Source organism: Janthinobacterium sp. SUN128 (assembly GCF_030587275.1).
GTDB classification, from domain to species: Bacteria; Pseudomonadota; Gammaproteobacteria; order Burkholderiales; family Burkholderiaceae_D; genus Janthinobacterium; species Janthinobacterium lividum.
Map to the genome: position 1 here is coordinate 1,341,132 of NZ_JAPWHY010000001.1, position 13,670 is coordinate 1,354,801.

Genomic DNA, 13,670 nt, shown 5'->3' on the forward strand with positions numbered 1-13,670 from the left:
CGTGATGGCGCATAGGACTTTCTAAAAAGGCGGAAGGTGGTGCTGGTGCTGGCGCTGGACGCAGGCCCGGCGTGAAGGCGTAAATGCAATCGAGTTGCAATAATAACTTGCGCGTAATGCTATTGCAAGTAAACTGCATTTAAGGGCATCGGCGGACTGGCGCACGGAAGCTGCGCAGCGCAGGCAGCCGGCATGTGCCGGCTACTGGGTTGTAAAGTGGGGAGGTGTGCTGGCCTTGCGCGTTGCGCGTGATCAGGCCGCTGGCAAGGTATGCGGCGCAGACTGCATTGGTCCGCTTGCGCCGTGATGGAGTCGCTGCTTCAGGTGAAGTTCGCTGGCTTTTTCACCTGCAGCCGGCGCGCGCGCCGTTTGCGCTCCCAGATGACGATGCCCGTCACGGACAGCATGGCCACCATCACTCCCATGAAGGACATCATGATGCGCCCAGGCAAGCCGAGGATGCGGCCCGAATGCAGGGGGAACTGCAGTTGCACGAAGACGTCGGCGGCCGTGCCTTCCCACGGTTTGTGCTGGCCGATGACGCTGCCATCCATGCCGTCGACGTACAGGTTCGACAGGCCCATGCCGGCCGCGCCGAATTCGTCGGCGGGGTCGAAGAAGGAGACGTTGTAGAACGAATAGTTGCCGCCATAATAAATGCCGCCGATGGGCGAGGTGATGCCGCGCTGCACGGCCTGCTTTTTGGCGATCTCCACCGCCTGCTCGAAACCGATCACGGGCGTGATATACGTGCCGTAGGGCGCCGGCGTTTGCGTTTCGTACGGCCCCGGTGTGGTGGTGGAGACCAGCGACATGACGGGATAAAACACTTCGCGGTACAGGTTCAGCGAGAACGACGTAAACGCGACGACAATAATGATTATCCACACCCACAGGCCGCCCGCGCGGTGCAGATCGAAATTGAGCTTGTAGCCGCCGGCCGCCCAGCGCACCACCCACGCTGGTTTCCACCGTTGCCACCAGCTGGCGGCATCGCGGTGGCGCGGCGTTTCGTCTTGCGCGCGCGGGCGCAAACGGCGCGGCGTGGTCAGGTAAAGCGCCACCATGCTGTCGAGCAGCCAGATCAGGGCCACCGTCCCCATCAGCCAGTAGCCCCAGCGGTCCGTGCCCCAGAAGGCGGGCACGTGCAGGCTGTAGTGCAGGTGGCGCAAGAACGGCATCAGGCTGCGGCGCGACAGGGAAATGGCCGTCGAATCGCGCGTGCCCGTAATCTGCGCCGTGACGGGGTCGATGTAGACGGTGTTGTAGTCGAGCACGAACGGTTTGTTCGTGGCCGGGTCGGTTAGCGGGCGCACCATGAAGGCGGCCGCATGGCCTTCTTCCAGGCCCAGGGTCATGTAATTGACTTCCACGCGCGGATCGGCGGCAGCGACTTTTTGCGCCAGCGCAAATGGTTGCTGCAGGGGACCGCGGCCCGGCGTGTCCATGATGTCGGCGTTGAGCCACTCGTCCAGTTCATGGTCCCACGACGTGACGGCGCCCGTGAGTCCGGCAACGATAAGGAAGAGGGCGATGGTGAGGCCGGCCCAGCGGTGTATGACAGTCCAGAAAGCGCGCATGCGGTACAAACCTTCAACATGAAACCGGCTTGTTGCCGCCAGCGGGCGCCACTGGGGCGCACAGGGAAATGCCAGGCACAGGCCTGATATTTTGATAATGGGAATCGTTCTCATTATCCGCCTTGGCATGGCGTTTGTCTAGCGCCAATAGTGTTGACCAAGGTTAAATGGCGCATGCTAAGATGCTAGCAAGAAGTTAATTTACATTCCACATGGAAATATTCAAGGCTGAAGCGGCATGCGTATAGAAGACCGGAACAATGTCCGCATTAGCGAATGCAGTGGCGCGCCGCAGGCGGGCGCGGCAGCTACCATGGTGTTCATGCACGGCTTTGGCTGCGACCAAACCATGTGGCGCTACCTGGAGCCGCTGTTTCGTCCGCGCTACCGCACCGTGCTGTTCGACCTGGTCGGCAGCGGCGCTTCGGACCTGGCCGCCTATGATTTCGATAGCTATGCGCGGCTCGACGCGCATGGGGCCGATTTGCGCCAGGTCATCCATGCGGTCGGCGGCGGCCCCGTGATTTGCATCGGCCATTCCGTCAGCGCCATGAGCGCCTTGCTGGCGACGATCGCCGAGCCGGATCTGTTCGCCGCACAAGTCATGCTGGCGCCGTCGCCGTGCTATGTCGACGATGCGGCGGCCGGCTACCGGGGCGGCTTCAGCCGTGCCGATATCGATGACTTGCTCGATGCCATGGAGAGCAATTACCTGGGCTGGTCCGCCGGCATGGCGCCCGCCATCATGGGCGCGCCCGGCCAGCCGGCGCTGGGGCAAGACCTGGTGAGCAGCTTTTGCCGCACCGACCCCGTCATTGCCCGGCATTTCGCGCAAGCCACGTTCTTGTCCGACCACCGCGCCGTCTTGCCGTACAACAGCACGCCGGCCCTGATCGTGCAATGCAGCGACGACTTCATCGCACCGCCGTTTGTGGGCGAGTACCTGCGCCAGATGCTGCCGCACAGCAGCCTGCAGGTGATCGAGAATGTCGGCCATTGTCCGCACATGAGCGTGCCCGACGCCAGCTACCGCACCATCCGTCATTTTCTCGATGGCCTGCACCTGTAATGCGCGACACGATGCCTTCCCTGCCTGATACCGGTACCCTGTTCCAGCACGCAGCTTGCGGCTTGCTGCTGTGCACGGCCGATGGCACCATCGTGCAGGCGAACGCCACCTTCTGTGGCTGGCTCGGCTATGGCGCCGGGGAATTGCTCGGGAAAAAGAAATTACAGGATTTGCTGACCATCGGCGGGCGCGTATTCCACCAGACGCACTGGCTGCCCCTGATGCAGGTGCAGGGCAGCGTGTCGGAAATCTTGCTCGACATGCGCCAGCGCCAGGGGCAATCCATCCCCATGCTGTTCAACGCCGTGCGCCGCGAGCACGAGGGCGTGCGTTATGACGAGATCGCCGTCTTTGTCGCCAGCGACCGGCGCAAATATGAACAGCAGCTGCAGTTGGCGCGCAAGGAGGCCGGCGAGCTCAACGAGCAGCTGGCGGCCGCCGACCGGCGCAAGGACGAGTTCCTGGCCACCCTGGCGCACGAGCTGCGCAACCCGCTGGCGCCCATGCGCAATGTGCTGGAAGTGCTGCGCCTGGCGCAGCTGGACGACCCGCAACTGTGCTGGGCGCGGGACGTGCTGGGCCGGCAAGTGGGGCACATGACGCACCTGGTCGACGATTTGATGGAAGTGTCGCGCATCACGCAGGGCCGTCTGGAACTGCGCCGCGCCAGCGTGGAACTGGCGCCCGTGGTGGAAGCGGCCCTGCACAGCGTGGCGGAGCTGGCCGCGCAATCCGGCCACAAGGTGCTCGTGGAGCAATGGCCGCAAGCTATCTGGCTCGACGCCGATGCGACGCGCCTGGGGCAGATGATCGCCAACCTGCTGACCAACGCCGTCAAGTACACGCCTGCCAATGGCGTCATTGGACTGGACGTGGCGTGCACGGAAACAGAAGTGCACATTACCGTGCGCGATTCGGGCATCGGTATCGCGCCCGAGCACCTGGACAAGGTATTCGAGCTGTTTTCGCAGCTGGAACCGGCCCTGTCGCGGGCCCAGGGCGGCCTGGGCATCGGCCTGTCGCTGGTGCGCGGCCTGGCTGAATTGCATGGCGGTAGCATCAGCGCGCATAGCGACGGGGTGGGGCTGGGCAGTACCTTTGCATTGCGCCTGCCGCTGCCGGCCGTGCCTTTGCAAGCGCCGCCCGAGCCCAACCGCCGCCTGCTGGCGGGCACGCGCGACGGCAAGGTGCTGGTCATCGACGACAGCGCCGACGCGGCCGAAAGCCTGGCGCTGGCGCTCGACATTCTCGGCTATGACGTGCGCACGGCCTACGATGGCACGGCCGGCATGGAGGCGGCGCACAGCTTCATGCCGCAAGTGATATTGCTCGACATCGGCTTGCCGCACATGAATGGCTACGACGTGGCGCGGCTGCTGCGTAGTGAACCCTGCGGCAAGGATGCCATCCTCGTGGCCGTCACGGGCTGGGGCCAGGACAAGGACCGCCAGATGGCGTCCGATGCGGGCTTTGATTTGCACCTGACCAAGCCCGTGGATTTTTATGAGCTCGATGCGGTGTTACAGAAGATGTTGCAGGCGGGTGCAGAATAGTAAGAATGAATTGAAGGTAATGGAACAACTGACAGTACTTGAAATCGCCGTTTTCCAGCTGCGCATGGGATTTGGCCGGGCGGACCGCTGCGTGGACTGGGCTGTGGAACGCCTGCGCCGAGACGAGGAAGGCGACGACCTGGAAGTCGTGCTGCTGGCCAGCGCCCGGGGCCGCGACGAGGTGCTGCCGCTGGCCGAGGCCATCATCGAGCGCTACCGGGGAGCGCAGCGCCTCAGTGAACAATTCCTGGCCGGCAAATACATCGTCGAACTGCGCGCCGCCTACCTGGCGGGCCGGGAAAGCGCGGCGTCGCTCGATGCCATCTTTACCCACCTGTACCCGGCGCTTGGCTATCCGGACTGGCTGGTGATGCTGAGCCGCAATTGCGAGTATGCGATGGACGTAGCCGATTTCGAGCTGCCGTTCGAGGATGAATTCCGATATATTGCCAGCCTGTGGGCGCAGGTGGAGAGCATGGCCGCGTTCGAGCGCGAATACCGCCGACAGACCTCCAATACCCATGATATGAAGTAGGTGCAGATGACTGACAATAATGTGCTGCGCGCGCTGGGACTCAGCGAAGCTTTGCTGGCTCATCTGGATGGTGATAGCGTTGCATCGCCATTGGATTACCGTTGCCAGGCGGCGCGTGCATGGCGTTCCTCGCCCATGGCAGGGAGCGGTATCGTGGCCTTGTGGGAATGCGGCATGGTGCTCGATTACTTCAATCCTGCCAATGGCTGTTTCGAGCGCTGCAGCCTGGAAAATATTGACGAGGTGTGGCGCAGCTATGCATCGCTGCAAGGCTTACTGGCAGAACTATTTCTTAATGCATACGAGGATGAAGTGGATGACGCCGCGCTGTGCGCCTGCGCCAGCCTGTTTGGCTTCCATGCGATACAGCGTTTGCTGGCGGAGGCCGCTAACGCGGGAACGGGCTACAGGCAATGGCGTACGGGCTTTGGCGCGAGTTGTACGGACCGTTAAGCATCGTTGAGATGCTTCACTTCTGACAGTCCTGTCCGCTTGCATCGCTGAGATAAATTGATATATCTCACCGTATAATTTGCGCAATTCTTTTCGCTGGGAATAATGTGCAAAACAAGACTATCGGTTTACTTGGCGGCATCGGCTGGGCCTCGACTCTGGAATACTATCGGCTCATCAATGAAATGCTGGTGGCGTGCATCGGACCCGCGCACAGCGCGCGCATCATGCTGGTCAGCATGGACCAGGCCGATTTCGTTGCGCACGCGGCGCAGCCCGATTCGCATGCCATCGAACAATTTCTGATCGGCGAAGGGCTGCGCCTGCAAGGCATGGGCGCGGATTTCTTCCTGCTGTGCGCGAACGGTGCGCACCGCTTCGCGCCGGCCGTCGTGCCGCGGATCGGCTTGCCTTTTATCAGCATCGTCGAGGAAACTGCGAAGCGGGTGCAGCAGTCGGGTGTGCGCAAGGTCGGCTTGCTGGGCGTTAAACAGACCATGACGGGCAGCTTTTATCACGATGCGCTGGAGAAGTTGGACATCACGACCGTGACGCCCGATGAGGCCGACCAGGAAATCTTGCACGACATTATCTACACGCAACTGGTGCAGAATATTGTTACCGACGCCAGCCGGAACATTTTCCTGGAGATCATCGAGAAACTGCGGCTGCAAGGCGTGCAGGGCGTGATTCTGGGCTGTACGGAGATTCCATTGCTGGTCAAGCCCGGCGATGTCGATTTGCCGCTATTTAATACCACGGCGATTCATTGCGAGGCGGCAGTGGTGTTTGCCACCGAGGACTAGATGCTCGCATATGAGCGGCGCCCGCAAGGGAGCCGCTCATTTACCATCAAGCCGGCTGCGCGCCGCTCACATTGCGGCTGCGGTTTTCCACCAGCACGGAAATGCCGAGCATGACGATGCCGCCGCAGGCCAGCATGGCGCCCACCCAGCCCGTCGAGCGTAAACCCATGCCCATGGCGATCGCGATGCCGCCGGCCCACGCGCCCAGCGCGTTGGCGATGTTGAAGGCGGAGTGGTTGAGGGCGGCGGCCACGGTTTGCGCGTCGCCGGCCACGTCCATCAAGCGCGTCTGCACGGCCGGAGCGACGGCGATGCCGGCGCCGATGGCGAACAGGTTGATCGCCGTCAGCCAGACATTGCTGCTGGTATAGGTAAAGGCGGCCAGGGCGGCCACGTTCCACAGCAACACGCCGAAGATGGTCCACAGGCGCGAGCGGTCTGCCAGCCAGCCGCCGATCAGATTACCCACCGTCATGCCGATACCGATAATGGCCAGCAAGATGGAAATGACGAGTGGGGACACTTTTGTCACTTCCAGCAGGGTTGGCGTAATAAACGTGTAGACGGCGAACATGCCGCCGAAGCCGATCGCTACCATCAGCAGGGTCAGCCACACTTGCAGGCGGCGGAAGACGCCCAGTTCGCGGCGCGGGCTCGAATCGCCGGCAGCGACCATGGGCACGAAGATGCGCACCATCAGCATGGTCAGCAAACCCAGCGCGGCGACCAGCAAAAAGGCCGAGCGCCAGCCCAGAGTCTGGCCGATATACGTGGCCAGCGGCACGCCAAAGATATTCGCCACGGTCAAGCCCATCAGGACGCGGGCCACGGCCTGGCCGCGCCGGTCCGGTTCGGCCAGGGCGGCCGCCACCAACGCCGCCACGCCAAAGTAGGCGCCGTGCGGGATGCCGGCCACGAAGCGGGCGACGACCAGCAAGCCATAGTTAGGGGCGATAGCGCTGAGCAAGTTGCCGCCAGCGAACATCAGCATCAGACAGATCAGCATCAAACGGCGCGGCATGCGCGCCAGGAAGATCGTGATCAGGGGCGCGCCGATGACCACGCCCAGCGCGTAGGCGCTGATCATGTGGCTCATCTGCGGCAAGGTCGTGCCCAGGTCGTCGGCCACCACGGGCAGGATGCTCATGGAGGCGAATTCGCCCGTGCCGATGGCGAGGCCGCCGATGGCCAGGGCCAGGTCGGCATAGCCAGCGCCAAAAGGCGCGGTGACGCGCGGAATCAGGGGATCTACGGAGGCGTGCATGTTCTTGTTAGTTTGGTAAAGAATGACAGGGCGGAGGGGCGCGCAGTGGCCCAGCCGGAGGTGGCAATGCGCCACCAGAATCGACGGATGGCCGGTATTTTCGGGCTAGAAGAGCTGCCCAAAGACAACATTGTAAGAGATTCGGGCAAGCTCTGCAGGGCGCCGGCTAAAATTTGCTGCACCGCACACAACAGCGTTTGCTCTTGTTGTTAACGATAACACGGAATCTGCGCGATTCCGCCACAGGGAGAGCGAAGAAAGCCTGGCTGTGGCGGAAATGGTCTTCCTTGCGTATTACTTCGCTAACGATTGCTGCAGCGCTTCCAGTCCCGCCACATAAATGCCGTGGAACAGGTCCGTCACTTCCTGCTCGCTCACGCCCACCGGCGTGAAGCGGCCCGACCAGGTGACCTGCGTGCCGTCGCTGCCGGCAATCGCGCTCACTTGCAGGGTCGACAGGTAATCGGCGGCGGGAAACGGCGCCTGCAGGATGGAATAGCTGTAGCTGCGCGCTGCATTGTCGTACGCTTCCAGCTGCTCGACGATGACGTCGCCGGCCGGGTTGGCCAGGTGGCGGATGCGGCCCCCTGCGCTTAACGTGCTGCTGGGAATATAGGGCAGCCAGTCGGGCAGCGAATTGAAGCCCCCGATCAGTTGCCACACTTGTGCCGGCGTGGCAGCGATGTCGATCGAAGTAGTGGTATGTGCCATGATGAATTCCTTGTCTATATCAGAGAGTGTCGCCGGGCAGGGGGGCGAAGGCCGATACCAGTTGCTCGGCGCGCATGTCTTGCCAGAATGCGGCGGGGATGACGCTGTTCAAGGCTGCCAGGTCTTCGGCCAGGCGTTCCGGACGGCTGGCGCCGGGGATCACGGCGGCCACGGCCGGATTGGCCAGGGAAAATTGCAGGGCGGCAGCCTTGACGCTGACGCCATGGCGTGCGGCAATGGACTTGATGCGTTCGACTTTGGCAATGATCTCGGGCGAGGCTTTCTGGTATTCAAAGTGCGCGCCGCCGGCCAGGATGCCTGAACTGTAGGGGCCGCCCACGACGATGTCGACGTTCTGTTTTGCCGCGGCAGGCATCAGGCGCTGCAGCGCCCGTTCATGGTCGAGCAGGGTGTAGCGGCCGGCCAGCAGGAAGGCGTCCGGCTGGGCTTCGGCCAGGTCCAGGGTCAGTTCCAGCGGTTCCACCTTGTTCACACCCACGCCCCAGGCCTTGATGACGCCTTCTTCGCGCAAGCGGGTCAGCACGCGGAAGGCGCCCGTGCGGGCAATCTCGAATTGCGCCAGCCAGTTGTCGCCATGAAAATCCTGGGCGATGTCGTGGACCCAGACGATATCGAGGTGGTCCGTATCCAGGCGTTTCAAACTGTCTTCGATCGAACGCAGGGCGGCGTCGGCCGAGTAGTCATCGACAATCTTGTTCTTGCGGCCAAATTCGAACAGGCCGCCTTTTTCGCCCAGTTCGCGGGCGGTGGGGTCTTCCAGTTCATCGAGGATCAGCCGGCCGACCTTGGTGCTGAGCACGTAATCGTCGCGGCGGCGCTGCTTCAGGGCGGCGCCCAGGCGCAGCTCGGCCAGGCCGGCGCCGTAGAACGGGGCCGTGTCGAAGTAGCGGATGCCCGATTCCCACGCCGCGTCGACGGTCGCCAGCGCTTCCTGTTCCGGAATGTTGCGGAACATATTGCCCAGCGGCGCCGTGCCGAAACCCAGTTTGCCTGTCAGTAAGTGTTTGATTGTCATGATGTTTTCCTTCAATGTGTGGATCAGTGAAGACAGAATAGCTGGACAAGTTAAGCCTGTCCAAGACATAATTGGCGCAACTTAAGTCCCGAAAGGTCTGACATGCTGGACATACGCCAATTGCAATACTTCATCGCCGTCGCCGAGGAAGAACACGTGGGACGGGCCGCCGAGCGCCTGCATATTTCCCAGTCGCCGCTGAGCCGGCAAATCGCCCAGCTCGAAGACAGGCTGGGCCTGACCCTGTTCGAGCGCAGCGCCCAGCGCATCCGCCTGACGCGCGATGGCCATACCTTCCTGGCCGAAGCGCGCGCGTTTATCACCCACGGGAATCGCCTGGAAGCGCTGGCGAAACGGCTGGGGCGCGGCGACGAGGGTGGCCTGTGCATAGGCTACATCGAAAACGCCATGCATGCGGGCGTGTTGCCGGACGGCTTGCGCGCCTTGCGGGCCACGCGGCCGCAAGTGCACATCGCCCTGTACAACCTGCATTCGGCCGAGCAGATCGAAGGCTTGCGCCAGCGCAGCCTCGATATCGCGCTGCTGTGCGAGCCGCCGCTGCCGAACGACGCGGACCTCGATTGCGCGCAAGTGCTGAGCGACCCCATGCTGCTGGCCTTGCCGGAAACGCACCCGCTGGCGCACAAGGCCGAGCTGAGCCCGGAAGATCTGGCGGGCGAGGAATGGATTGCCGTGCTGCACAAGGAAAGCGTGCTGAAACACGATAATTTCATCGCCGCCTGCGCGCGCGCCGGTTTCACGCCCGATATCCGCATGGAAGCAACGGAGCCGCTGACGGCGCTGGGCCTGGTGGCGGCCGGGCTGGGCATGGCCATGATCCAGCACAGCCTGCGCCAGCACGCGCCGGCCGGCGTCGTCGTAAGGGAATTGCCGTGGTTCAGCTACCGCACGCCCCTGTGGCTGGCCTGGCACAAGGTCAATTTGCGTCCGGTGGTGGGGATTTTCCGGGAAACCTTGCTGCAGCAGGCGGGCGCAGCCGCTTAGCAACACCTAACAAAACCGTAGCGAGCGGGATGAGTTGTGGCTGAGAAGCGGAGCTGTGCTTGAGCACAGTGAGCATCGGAGGCCGCAAATCGCGACGCGCAGTAGGTTTGGTTAGGTGTTCTAGATTTTCCTGGCGTGCTTCAGGTGCAAAGGCAGCCACCACCACATGCAAATGATGAGCGCCCCCATCAGCACGCAGGCGATGATGCCGGCGACGTGGCCGAACACTTCCGACATCACCAGGTTGGTGCCTAAGATAAACGCCAGCGCCAGGGAAAAGGCGCCGCACATCATGATGCGGTCGGCCACGCGCTTGAAGCGCTCGCGGTCTTGCAGGGGGCGCATCACGCGGTGCTGAATCGCTGGCGCGCTGAGCAGCACCAGGCTGGTCATGGACAGGAAAAACGTCAGCAGGAAGACGATTTTTTCCGCCTGCACGATCTTCGCGAAGCCGCCGTTGAAGGGCAGGATGATGAGGAAAGCCGTCAGCATCTGCGCGCCCGGCAAGAGGATGCGCAATTCGCTGAGCAGGTCGGACAAGTCGCCTGCGTCGCCTGGCTGGTCATTTTCATCCTGGTGCTGCGCTGGTGGCATGGGACCGTCCTCGTGATGGTAATGGAGCCAGTCTACCCGGCAGTGCCTTGCCTGACTGTGGGCGGGCGCACCTTCAGAAGCATTGCATGCCGCGCCCAGGCAGGCGGGCGGCGTATTCGCGCAGCCGCCACAGCGGCGTCGAGACGATGGCCGTGGCGCTGTGCGAAGCGTCGTGGCCGCAATGGCCGCAACTGTGGCGCCGGTGCGGCGCCAGCGCGAAGTCGCCCAGGTCCAGGTGCGGGTGGCCGCAGCGGGCGCAGTCGCTGCAAGCGAGCGGCACGCCAGCCTGCAGCGCGGCGGCGAACGCCTGCGCGGCGGGCGGCGTGATATTCAGTTGCACTATGCCGGGAGGAAGCAGGCCGGGCAGGGTGCGGCAGTCGATGGCCAGCGCGGCCGCGTCGCGCGCCAGCAGGGCGCCGCCGTCATTGGCCCGGGCTCGCAGTTGCAGCAGGCCATCCGGGCCCAGGCGCAGGGTGCTGGCGTGGAATTGCGTGGGGTCGAACAATTCCGGATACAGCACATAGCCCATGGGGCTGGCGTGCTGGCGGCAACGCATGGGTTCTGTTGCTTGCCAGCCGGCCAGATCGGCTTGCGTGCCCCAGTAGCACTGGTGCGTGCGGCACCAGTGGCGCGCCGCGCCGTTGCGAAATTTTCCAGCGGGCAGCAGATCGCACAGGACGATGGCGTCCAGCCCCGCACCGGCGCGAAAGTGGCCCGTGATGTGGGATGTGGTGACGGCAAGATGGCCTGTGCTCGCTTGCAGGGGCCAGCAGATGCCGGGCAGGGTCAGCGGCGTGGCCAAGGGCGCCTCCCAGCGGCTATCGCCTTGCCAGCCGCTGGCTGTCTGGCATGAAAAAGCCCGCCGATTCGGGCGGGCTGTGCTGACGGGGATGCCAAAAGCATGGCCCGGTCTATTCTTCCGTATCGGCCAGGGTGACGATGGCGCGCGCCCATTTCGAGTATTTCAGGTTCGCCAGATCGCGCACGGTCTTGATATTGAATGCCTGCTTGAGCAGCTCCGCATCCTTCTCGCTCACGCCTTGCAGCGCGTCGACGGGGGCATCAGCGATTTCCTTGAACGTCTTTTTTTCGTAAGCCTTGTCTACCGCTTTATTGATGTTCATATGTTGATACTCCTCAGTAAGTAGGAAAATTAATTCTACACGTTTTTGCGCACGATCAATTTACGCTTGCAAGTTGTGCCGAACTAAATATGATGGAGGTGGGCGCCTCGACCGTGAGGCCGTCTGTGCGTTCGCCTTGGGATTGTAATTATGTCACTGTTATTATTCATAGTATAATGATTTCCATGGCGGAGAATGGTCTGCGCCATACCGACGCCGCAGTCACGCGGCACTAATCGATAGCGTTCAGGAGAATACGATGAGTTTGCTAGACCAACTTGCAGGACAGGCGATGAGCGCTTTGGGCAATAAAAGTGCTGACGGGGAAGCCCCATCGGGATTGATGGCCAGCGTGATGGACCTGGTCAACCAGCATGGCGGCTTGCCCGGCCTGCTGCAGAAGTTCCAGGAAAGCGGCCTGGGCGACCAGGTGGCCAGCTGGATCGGCACCGGCGCCAATGCGCCCGTGTCCGGCGAACAGATCAAGGATGCGCTCGGCAGCGACACGATCACCCAGATCGCTGAAAAAGCGGGCGTCGCCCCGGACGCGGCCTCGGGCGGCCTGGCAGCCTTGCTGCCCCAGCTGATCGACAAGCTGACCCCGGACGGCCAGGTACCGGAAGGCAACGACCTCGTCAGCCAGGGCTTGAATATGCTCAAGGGCAAGATCTTCGGTTGATTCCTTGGTCTTGCAAGTGAAAAACCTCGCAGCGATGCGGGGTTTTTTTGTTTTCAGGCGGCGGCCATCATGCCGAAGTGGGGCTGCTCAGCAGTCAGCCGCGCCGTACTCCCTTCCACCAGATACGAGCAATACCGTCTCCGCTCGGCGATGCCGCCGCGCCGCTCCATCAATTCACCCAGCATGGCGACGGCATCGGTGGCCATCTTTTGCACGGGCTGGCGCAGGGTGGTGATGTCGTAGCTGAGCCAGCCGGACGCTTCCAGCGCATCGAAACCGGCCACCGACATCTGCAGCGGCACCTGGATACCCATCTGGTGGCGCGCCGTGTCCAGGCAGCCGATGGCCATGATGTCGTTGCCGCAAATGACGGCGTCCGGCACGCGGCCCAGGCGGTCGATGACCTTGCGCAAGCCGCGTCCGCCGCTGGCATAGTCGTAGTTGCCGCTGACGACGATGGGCGCGGGCAAGCCCAGGGTCAGCAGCCGGTCCAGCATGCCAGCCTTGCGTTCCTGCGCGACGGCCGAGTCGCCGGGGCCGTCGATGATGGCAAACTGGCGGTGGCCCGCCTCGGCCAGGCGCGAGACGAGCAGGCGCGCCGCTTCGGCCTGGTCGCACAGCACGGCATGCACGGCGTGCTCGCGCGGGCTTCGGTTGAACAGCACCAGCGGCACGTCGCGCCGGCCGAATTCAGCCATCTGCTCGTCCGACAGGCAGGCGGCCACGACCGCGCCGTCGACCTGGTATTGCCACACATCGCACAAGACCTTGCCAATGTCCGCTTCGCGTTCCAGGGTAAACAATAAGAGACGCTTGCCCAGGCGGGCGATTTGCTGGCTCAGGTCGGACAACACTTGCGGATAGTACAGATTGGCCAGGTTGGAAATGATGACGGCCACCAGGTTCGAGCGGCGCGTGATCAGGCTGCGCGCGGCCGCGTTCGGGATGTAGTCGAGGGTGATGGCCGCCTGCATGACCTTGGCATGGGTGGCGGGCGAGATGCTGGCGCCCGGCTTGAAGCAGCGTGACACGGCCGATTGCGACACGCCGGCCAGCAGGGCCACGTCATACGAAGTCACGCGCCGTCCGGCGCCGGGTATGGTGCGGGTGGTGGTGATGGGTGTCCGGGCTACAGTATTCTTTTTTCGCATATTGGTCTGGCAAGCAACCTGTCTCAAAGTATTCCTGCAGGCCCGGCCGCTTGTGGCGGCCTGGGCGGGCAGAATGAGCATAGCGCAAAAGATTGCCTTATGGCAAGACT

The 13,670-nt window shown here is 62.9% G+C and carries 15 protein-coding genes; 7 read left to right on the forward strand and 8 right to left on the reverse strand.

Annotation, left to right across the window (positions count from 1 at the left end; genetic code table 11):
- Positions 1-320: 320 nt before the first annotated feature.
- Positions 321-1,580 carry a PepSY domain-containing protein gene (locus tag O3297_RS06070; protein ID WP_305048057.1) on the reverse strand — a complete coding sequence of 420 codons (1,260 nt, stop codon included), beginning with the start codon at positions 1,578-1,580 and terminating at the stop codon, positions 321-323.
- A gap of 238 nt (positions 1,581-1,818) precedes the next feature.
- On the opposite strand from O3297_RS06070, the gene O3297_RS06075 reads away from it, so the two are divergent.
- The 5 genes from O3297_RS06075 (at position 1,819) to O3297_RS06095 (ending at position 5,996) form a co-directional block, all read left to right on the forward strand.
- Positions 1,819-2,649 (forward strand): alpha/beta fold hydrolase, encoded by an 831-nt coding sequence (locus tag O3297_RS06075; RefSeq protein ID WP_305048058.1) that lies wholly within the window; start codon positions 1,819-1,821, stop codon positions 2,647-2,649.
- An 11-nt stretch (positions 2,650-2,660) separates the two neighbouring features.
- Positions 2,661-4,202 carry an ATP-binding protein gene (locus O3297_RS06080; RefSeq protein ID WP_305048059.1) on the forward strand — a complete coding sequence of 514 codons (1,542 nt, stop codon included), beginning with the start codon at positions 2,661-2,663 and terminating at the stop codon, positions 4,200-4,202.
- A 19-nt stretch (positions 4,203-4,221) separates the two neighbouring features.
- Positions 4,222-4,737: a hypothetical protein gene (locus O3297_RS06085; RefSeq protein WP_305048060.1), complete on the forward strand. Its 516-nt coding sequence runs from the start codon at positions 4,222-4,224 to the stop codon at positions 4,735-4,737.
- A 6-nt stretch (positions 4,738-4,743) separates the two neighbouring features.
- On the forward strand, positions 4,744-5,190 hold the full coding sequence (locus tag O3297_RS06090) for a hypothetical protein (protein ID WP_289915219.1): 447 nt from the start codon (positions 4,744-4,746) through the stop codon (positions 5,188-5,190).
- A 107-nt stretch (positions 5,191-5,297) separates the two neighbouring features.
- Positions 5,298-5,996 carry an aspartate/glutamate racemase family protein gene (locus O3297_RS06095; RefSeq protein WP_305048061.1) on the forward strand — a complete coding sequence of 233 codons (699 nt, stop codon included), beginning with the start codon at positions 5,298-5,300 and terminating at the stop codon, positions 5,994-5,996.
- 46 nt (positions 5,997-6,042) lie between these two features.
- Here O3297_RS06095 and O3297_RS06100 read toward each other — a convergent pair whose 3' ends face one another.
- The 3 genes from O3297_RS06100 to O3297_RS06110 all read right to left on the reverse strand — a co-directional run bounded on the left by O3297_RS06100 (position 6,043) and on the right by O3297_RS06110 (position 9,007).
- On the reverse strand, positions 6,043-7,260 hold the full coding sequence (locus O3297_RS06100; protein ID WP_305048062.1) for an MFS transporter: 1,218 nt from the start codon (positions 7,258-7,260) through the stop codon (positions 6,043-6,045).
- 294 nt (positions 7,261-7,554) lie between these two features.
- Positions 7,555-7,971 carry an SRPBCC family protein gene (locus O3297_RS06105; RefSeq protein WP_305048063.1) on the reverse strand — a complete coding sequence of 139 codons (417 nt, stop codon included), beginning with the start codon at positions 7,969-7,971 and terminating at the stop codon, positions 7,555-7,557.
- A 19-nt stretch (positions 7,972-7,990) separates the two neighbouring features.
- Positions 7,991-9,007 (reverse strand): aldo/keto reductase, encoded by a 1,017-nt coding sequence (locus tag O3297_RS06110; RefSeq protein WP_305048064.1) that lies wholly within the window; start codon positions 9,005-9,007, stop codon positions 7,991-7,993.
- Positions 9,008-9,109: 102 nt separating this feature from the next.
- On the opposite strand from O3297_RS06110, the gene O3297_RS06115 reads away from it, so the two are divergent.
- Positions 9,110-10,012, forward strand: a complete 903-nt coding sequence (locus tag O3297_RS06115) for a LysR family transcriptional regulator (RefSeq protein ID WP_305048065.1) — start codon at positions 9,110-9,112, stop codon at positions 10,010-10,012.
- Positions 10,013-10,132: 120 nt separating this feature from the next.
- Here the strand turns inward: O3297_RS06115 and O3297_RS06120 are convergent, their stop codons facing one another.
- The 3 genes from O3297_RS06120 to O3297_RS06130 all read right to left on the reverse strand — a co-directional run bounded on the left by O3297_RS06120 (position 10,133) and on the right by O3297_RS06130 (position 11,730).
- The gene (locus tag O3297_RS06120; protein ID WP_034781452.1) at positions 10,133-10,606 is read right to left on the reverse strand and encodes a DUF6328 family protein; all 474 of its coding nucleotides are present in this window, start codon (positions 10,604-10,606) and stop codon (positions 10,133-10,135) included.
- Positions 10,607-10,679: 73 nt separating this feature from the next.
- Positions 10,680-11,408, reverse strand: a complete 729-nt coding sequence (locus O3297_RS06125; protein WP_305048066.1) for a hypothetical protein — start codon at positions 11,406-11,408, stop codon at positions 10,680-10,682.
- Between the two features lie 109 nt (positions 11,409-11,517).
- Positions 11,518-11,730 carry a hypothetical protein gene (locus tag O3297_RS06130; protein WP_034751103.1) on the reverse strand — a complete coding sequence of 71 codons (213 nt, stop codon included), beginning with the start codon at positions 11,728-11,730 and terminating at the stop codon, positions 11,518-11,520.
- 259 nt (positions 11,731-11,989) lie between these two features.
- Here O3297_RS06130 and O3297_RS06135 point away from each other — a divergent pair, with 259 nt between their 5' ends.
- The gene (locus O3297_RS06135) at positions 11,990-12,409 is read left to right on the forward strand and encodes a YidB family protein (RefSeq protein ID WP_034751100.1); all 420 of its coding nucleotides are present in this window, start codon (positions 11,990-11,992) and stop codon (positions 12,407-12,409) included.
- A gap of 53 nt (positions 12,410-12,462) precedes the next feature.
- Here O3297_RS06135 and O3297_RS06140 read toward each other — a convergent pair whose 3' ends face one another.
- Positions 12,463-13,488, reverse strand: coding sequence for a LacI family DNA-binding transcriptional regulator (locus O3297_RS06140; RefSeq protein WP_052140065.1), 1,026 nt, complete (start codon positions 13,486-13,488; stop codon positions 12,463-12,465).
- Positions 13,489-13,670 lie beyond the last annotated feature (182 nt).

Bases quoted from the DNA above. Each gene is read 5' to 3' on its own strand.
- O3297_RS06070 (WP_305048057.1), bottom strand. From the start codon at position 1,580: ATGCGCGCTTTCTGGACTGTCATACACCGCTGGGCCGGCCTCACCATC.
- O3297_RS06075 (WP_305048058.1), top strand. From the start codon at position 1,819: ATGCGTATAGAAGACCGGAACAATGTCCGCATTAGCGAATGCAGTGGC.
- O3297_RS06080 (WP_305048059.1), top strand. From the start codon at position 2,661: ATGCCTTCCCTGCCTGATACCGGTACCCTGTTCCAGCACGCAGCTTGC.
- O3297_RS06085 (WP_305048060.1), top strand. From the start codon at position 4,222: ATGGAACAACTGACAGTACTTGAAATCGCCGTTTTCCAGCTGCGCATG.
- O3297_RS06090 (WP_289915219.1), top strand. From the start codon at position 4,744: ATGACTGACAATAATGTGCTGCGCGCGCTGGGACTCAGCGAAGCTTTG.
- O3297_RS06100 (WP_305048062.1), bottom strand. From the start codon at position 7,260: ATGCACGCCTCCGTAGATCCCCTGATTCCGCGCGTCACCGCGCCTTTT.
- O3297_RS06105 (WP_305048063.1), bottom strand. From the start codon at position 7,971: ATGGCACATACCACTACTTCGATCGACATCGCTGCCACGCCGGCACAA.
- O3297_RS06110 (WP_305048064.1), bottom strand. From the start codon at position 9,007: ATGACAATCAAACACTTACTGACAGGCAAACTGGGTTTCGGCACGGCG.
- O3297_RS06115 (WP_305048065.1), top strand. From the start codon at position 9,110: ATGCTGGACATACGCCAATTGCAATACTTCATCGCCGTCGCCGAGGAA.
- O3297_RS06120 (WP_034781452.1), bottom strand. From the start codon at position 10,606: ATGCCACCAGCGCAGCACCAGGATGAAAATGACCAGCCAGGCGACGCA.
- O3297_RS06130 (WP_034751103.1), bottom strand. From the start codon at position 11,730: ATGAACATCAATAAAGCGGTAGACAAGGCTTACGAAAAAAAGACGTTC.
- O3297_RS06135 (WP_034751100.1), top strand. From the start codon at position 11,990: ATGAGTTTGCTAGACCAACTTGCAGGACAGGCGATGAGCGCTTTGGGC.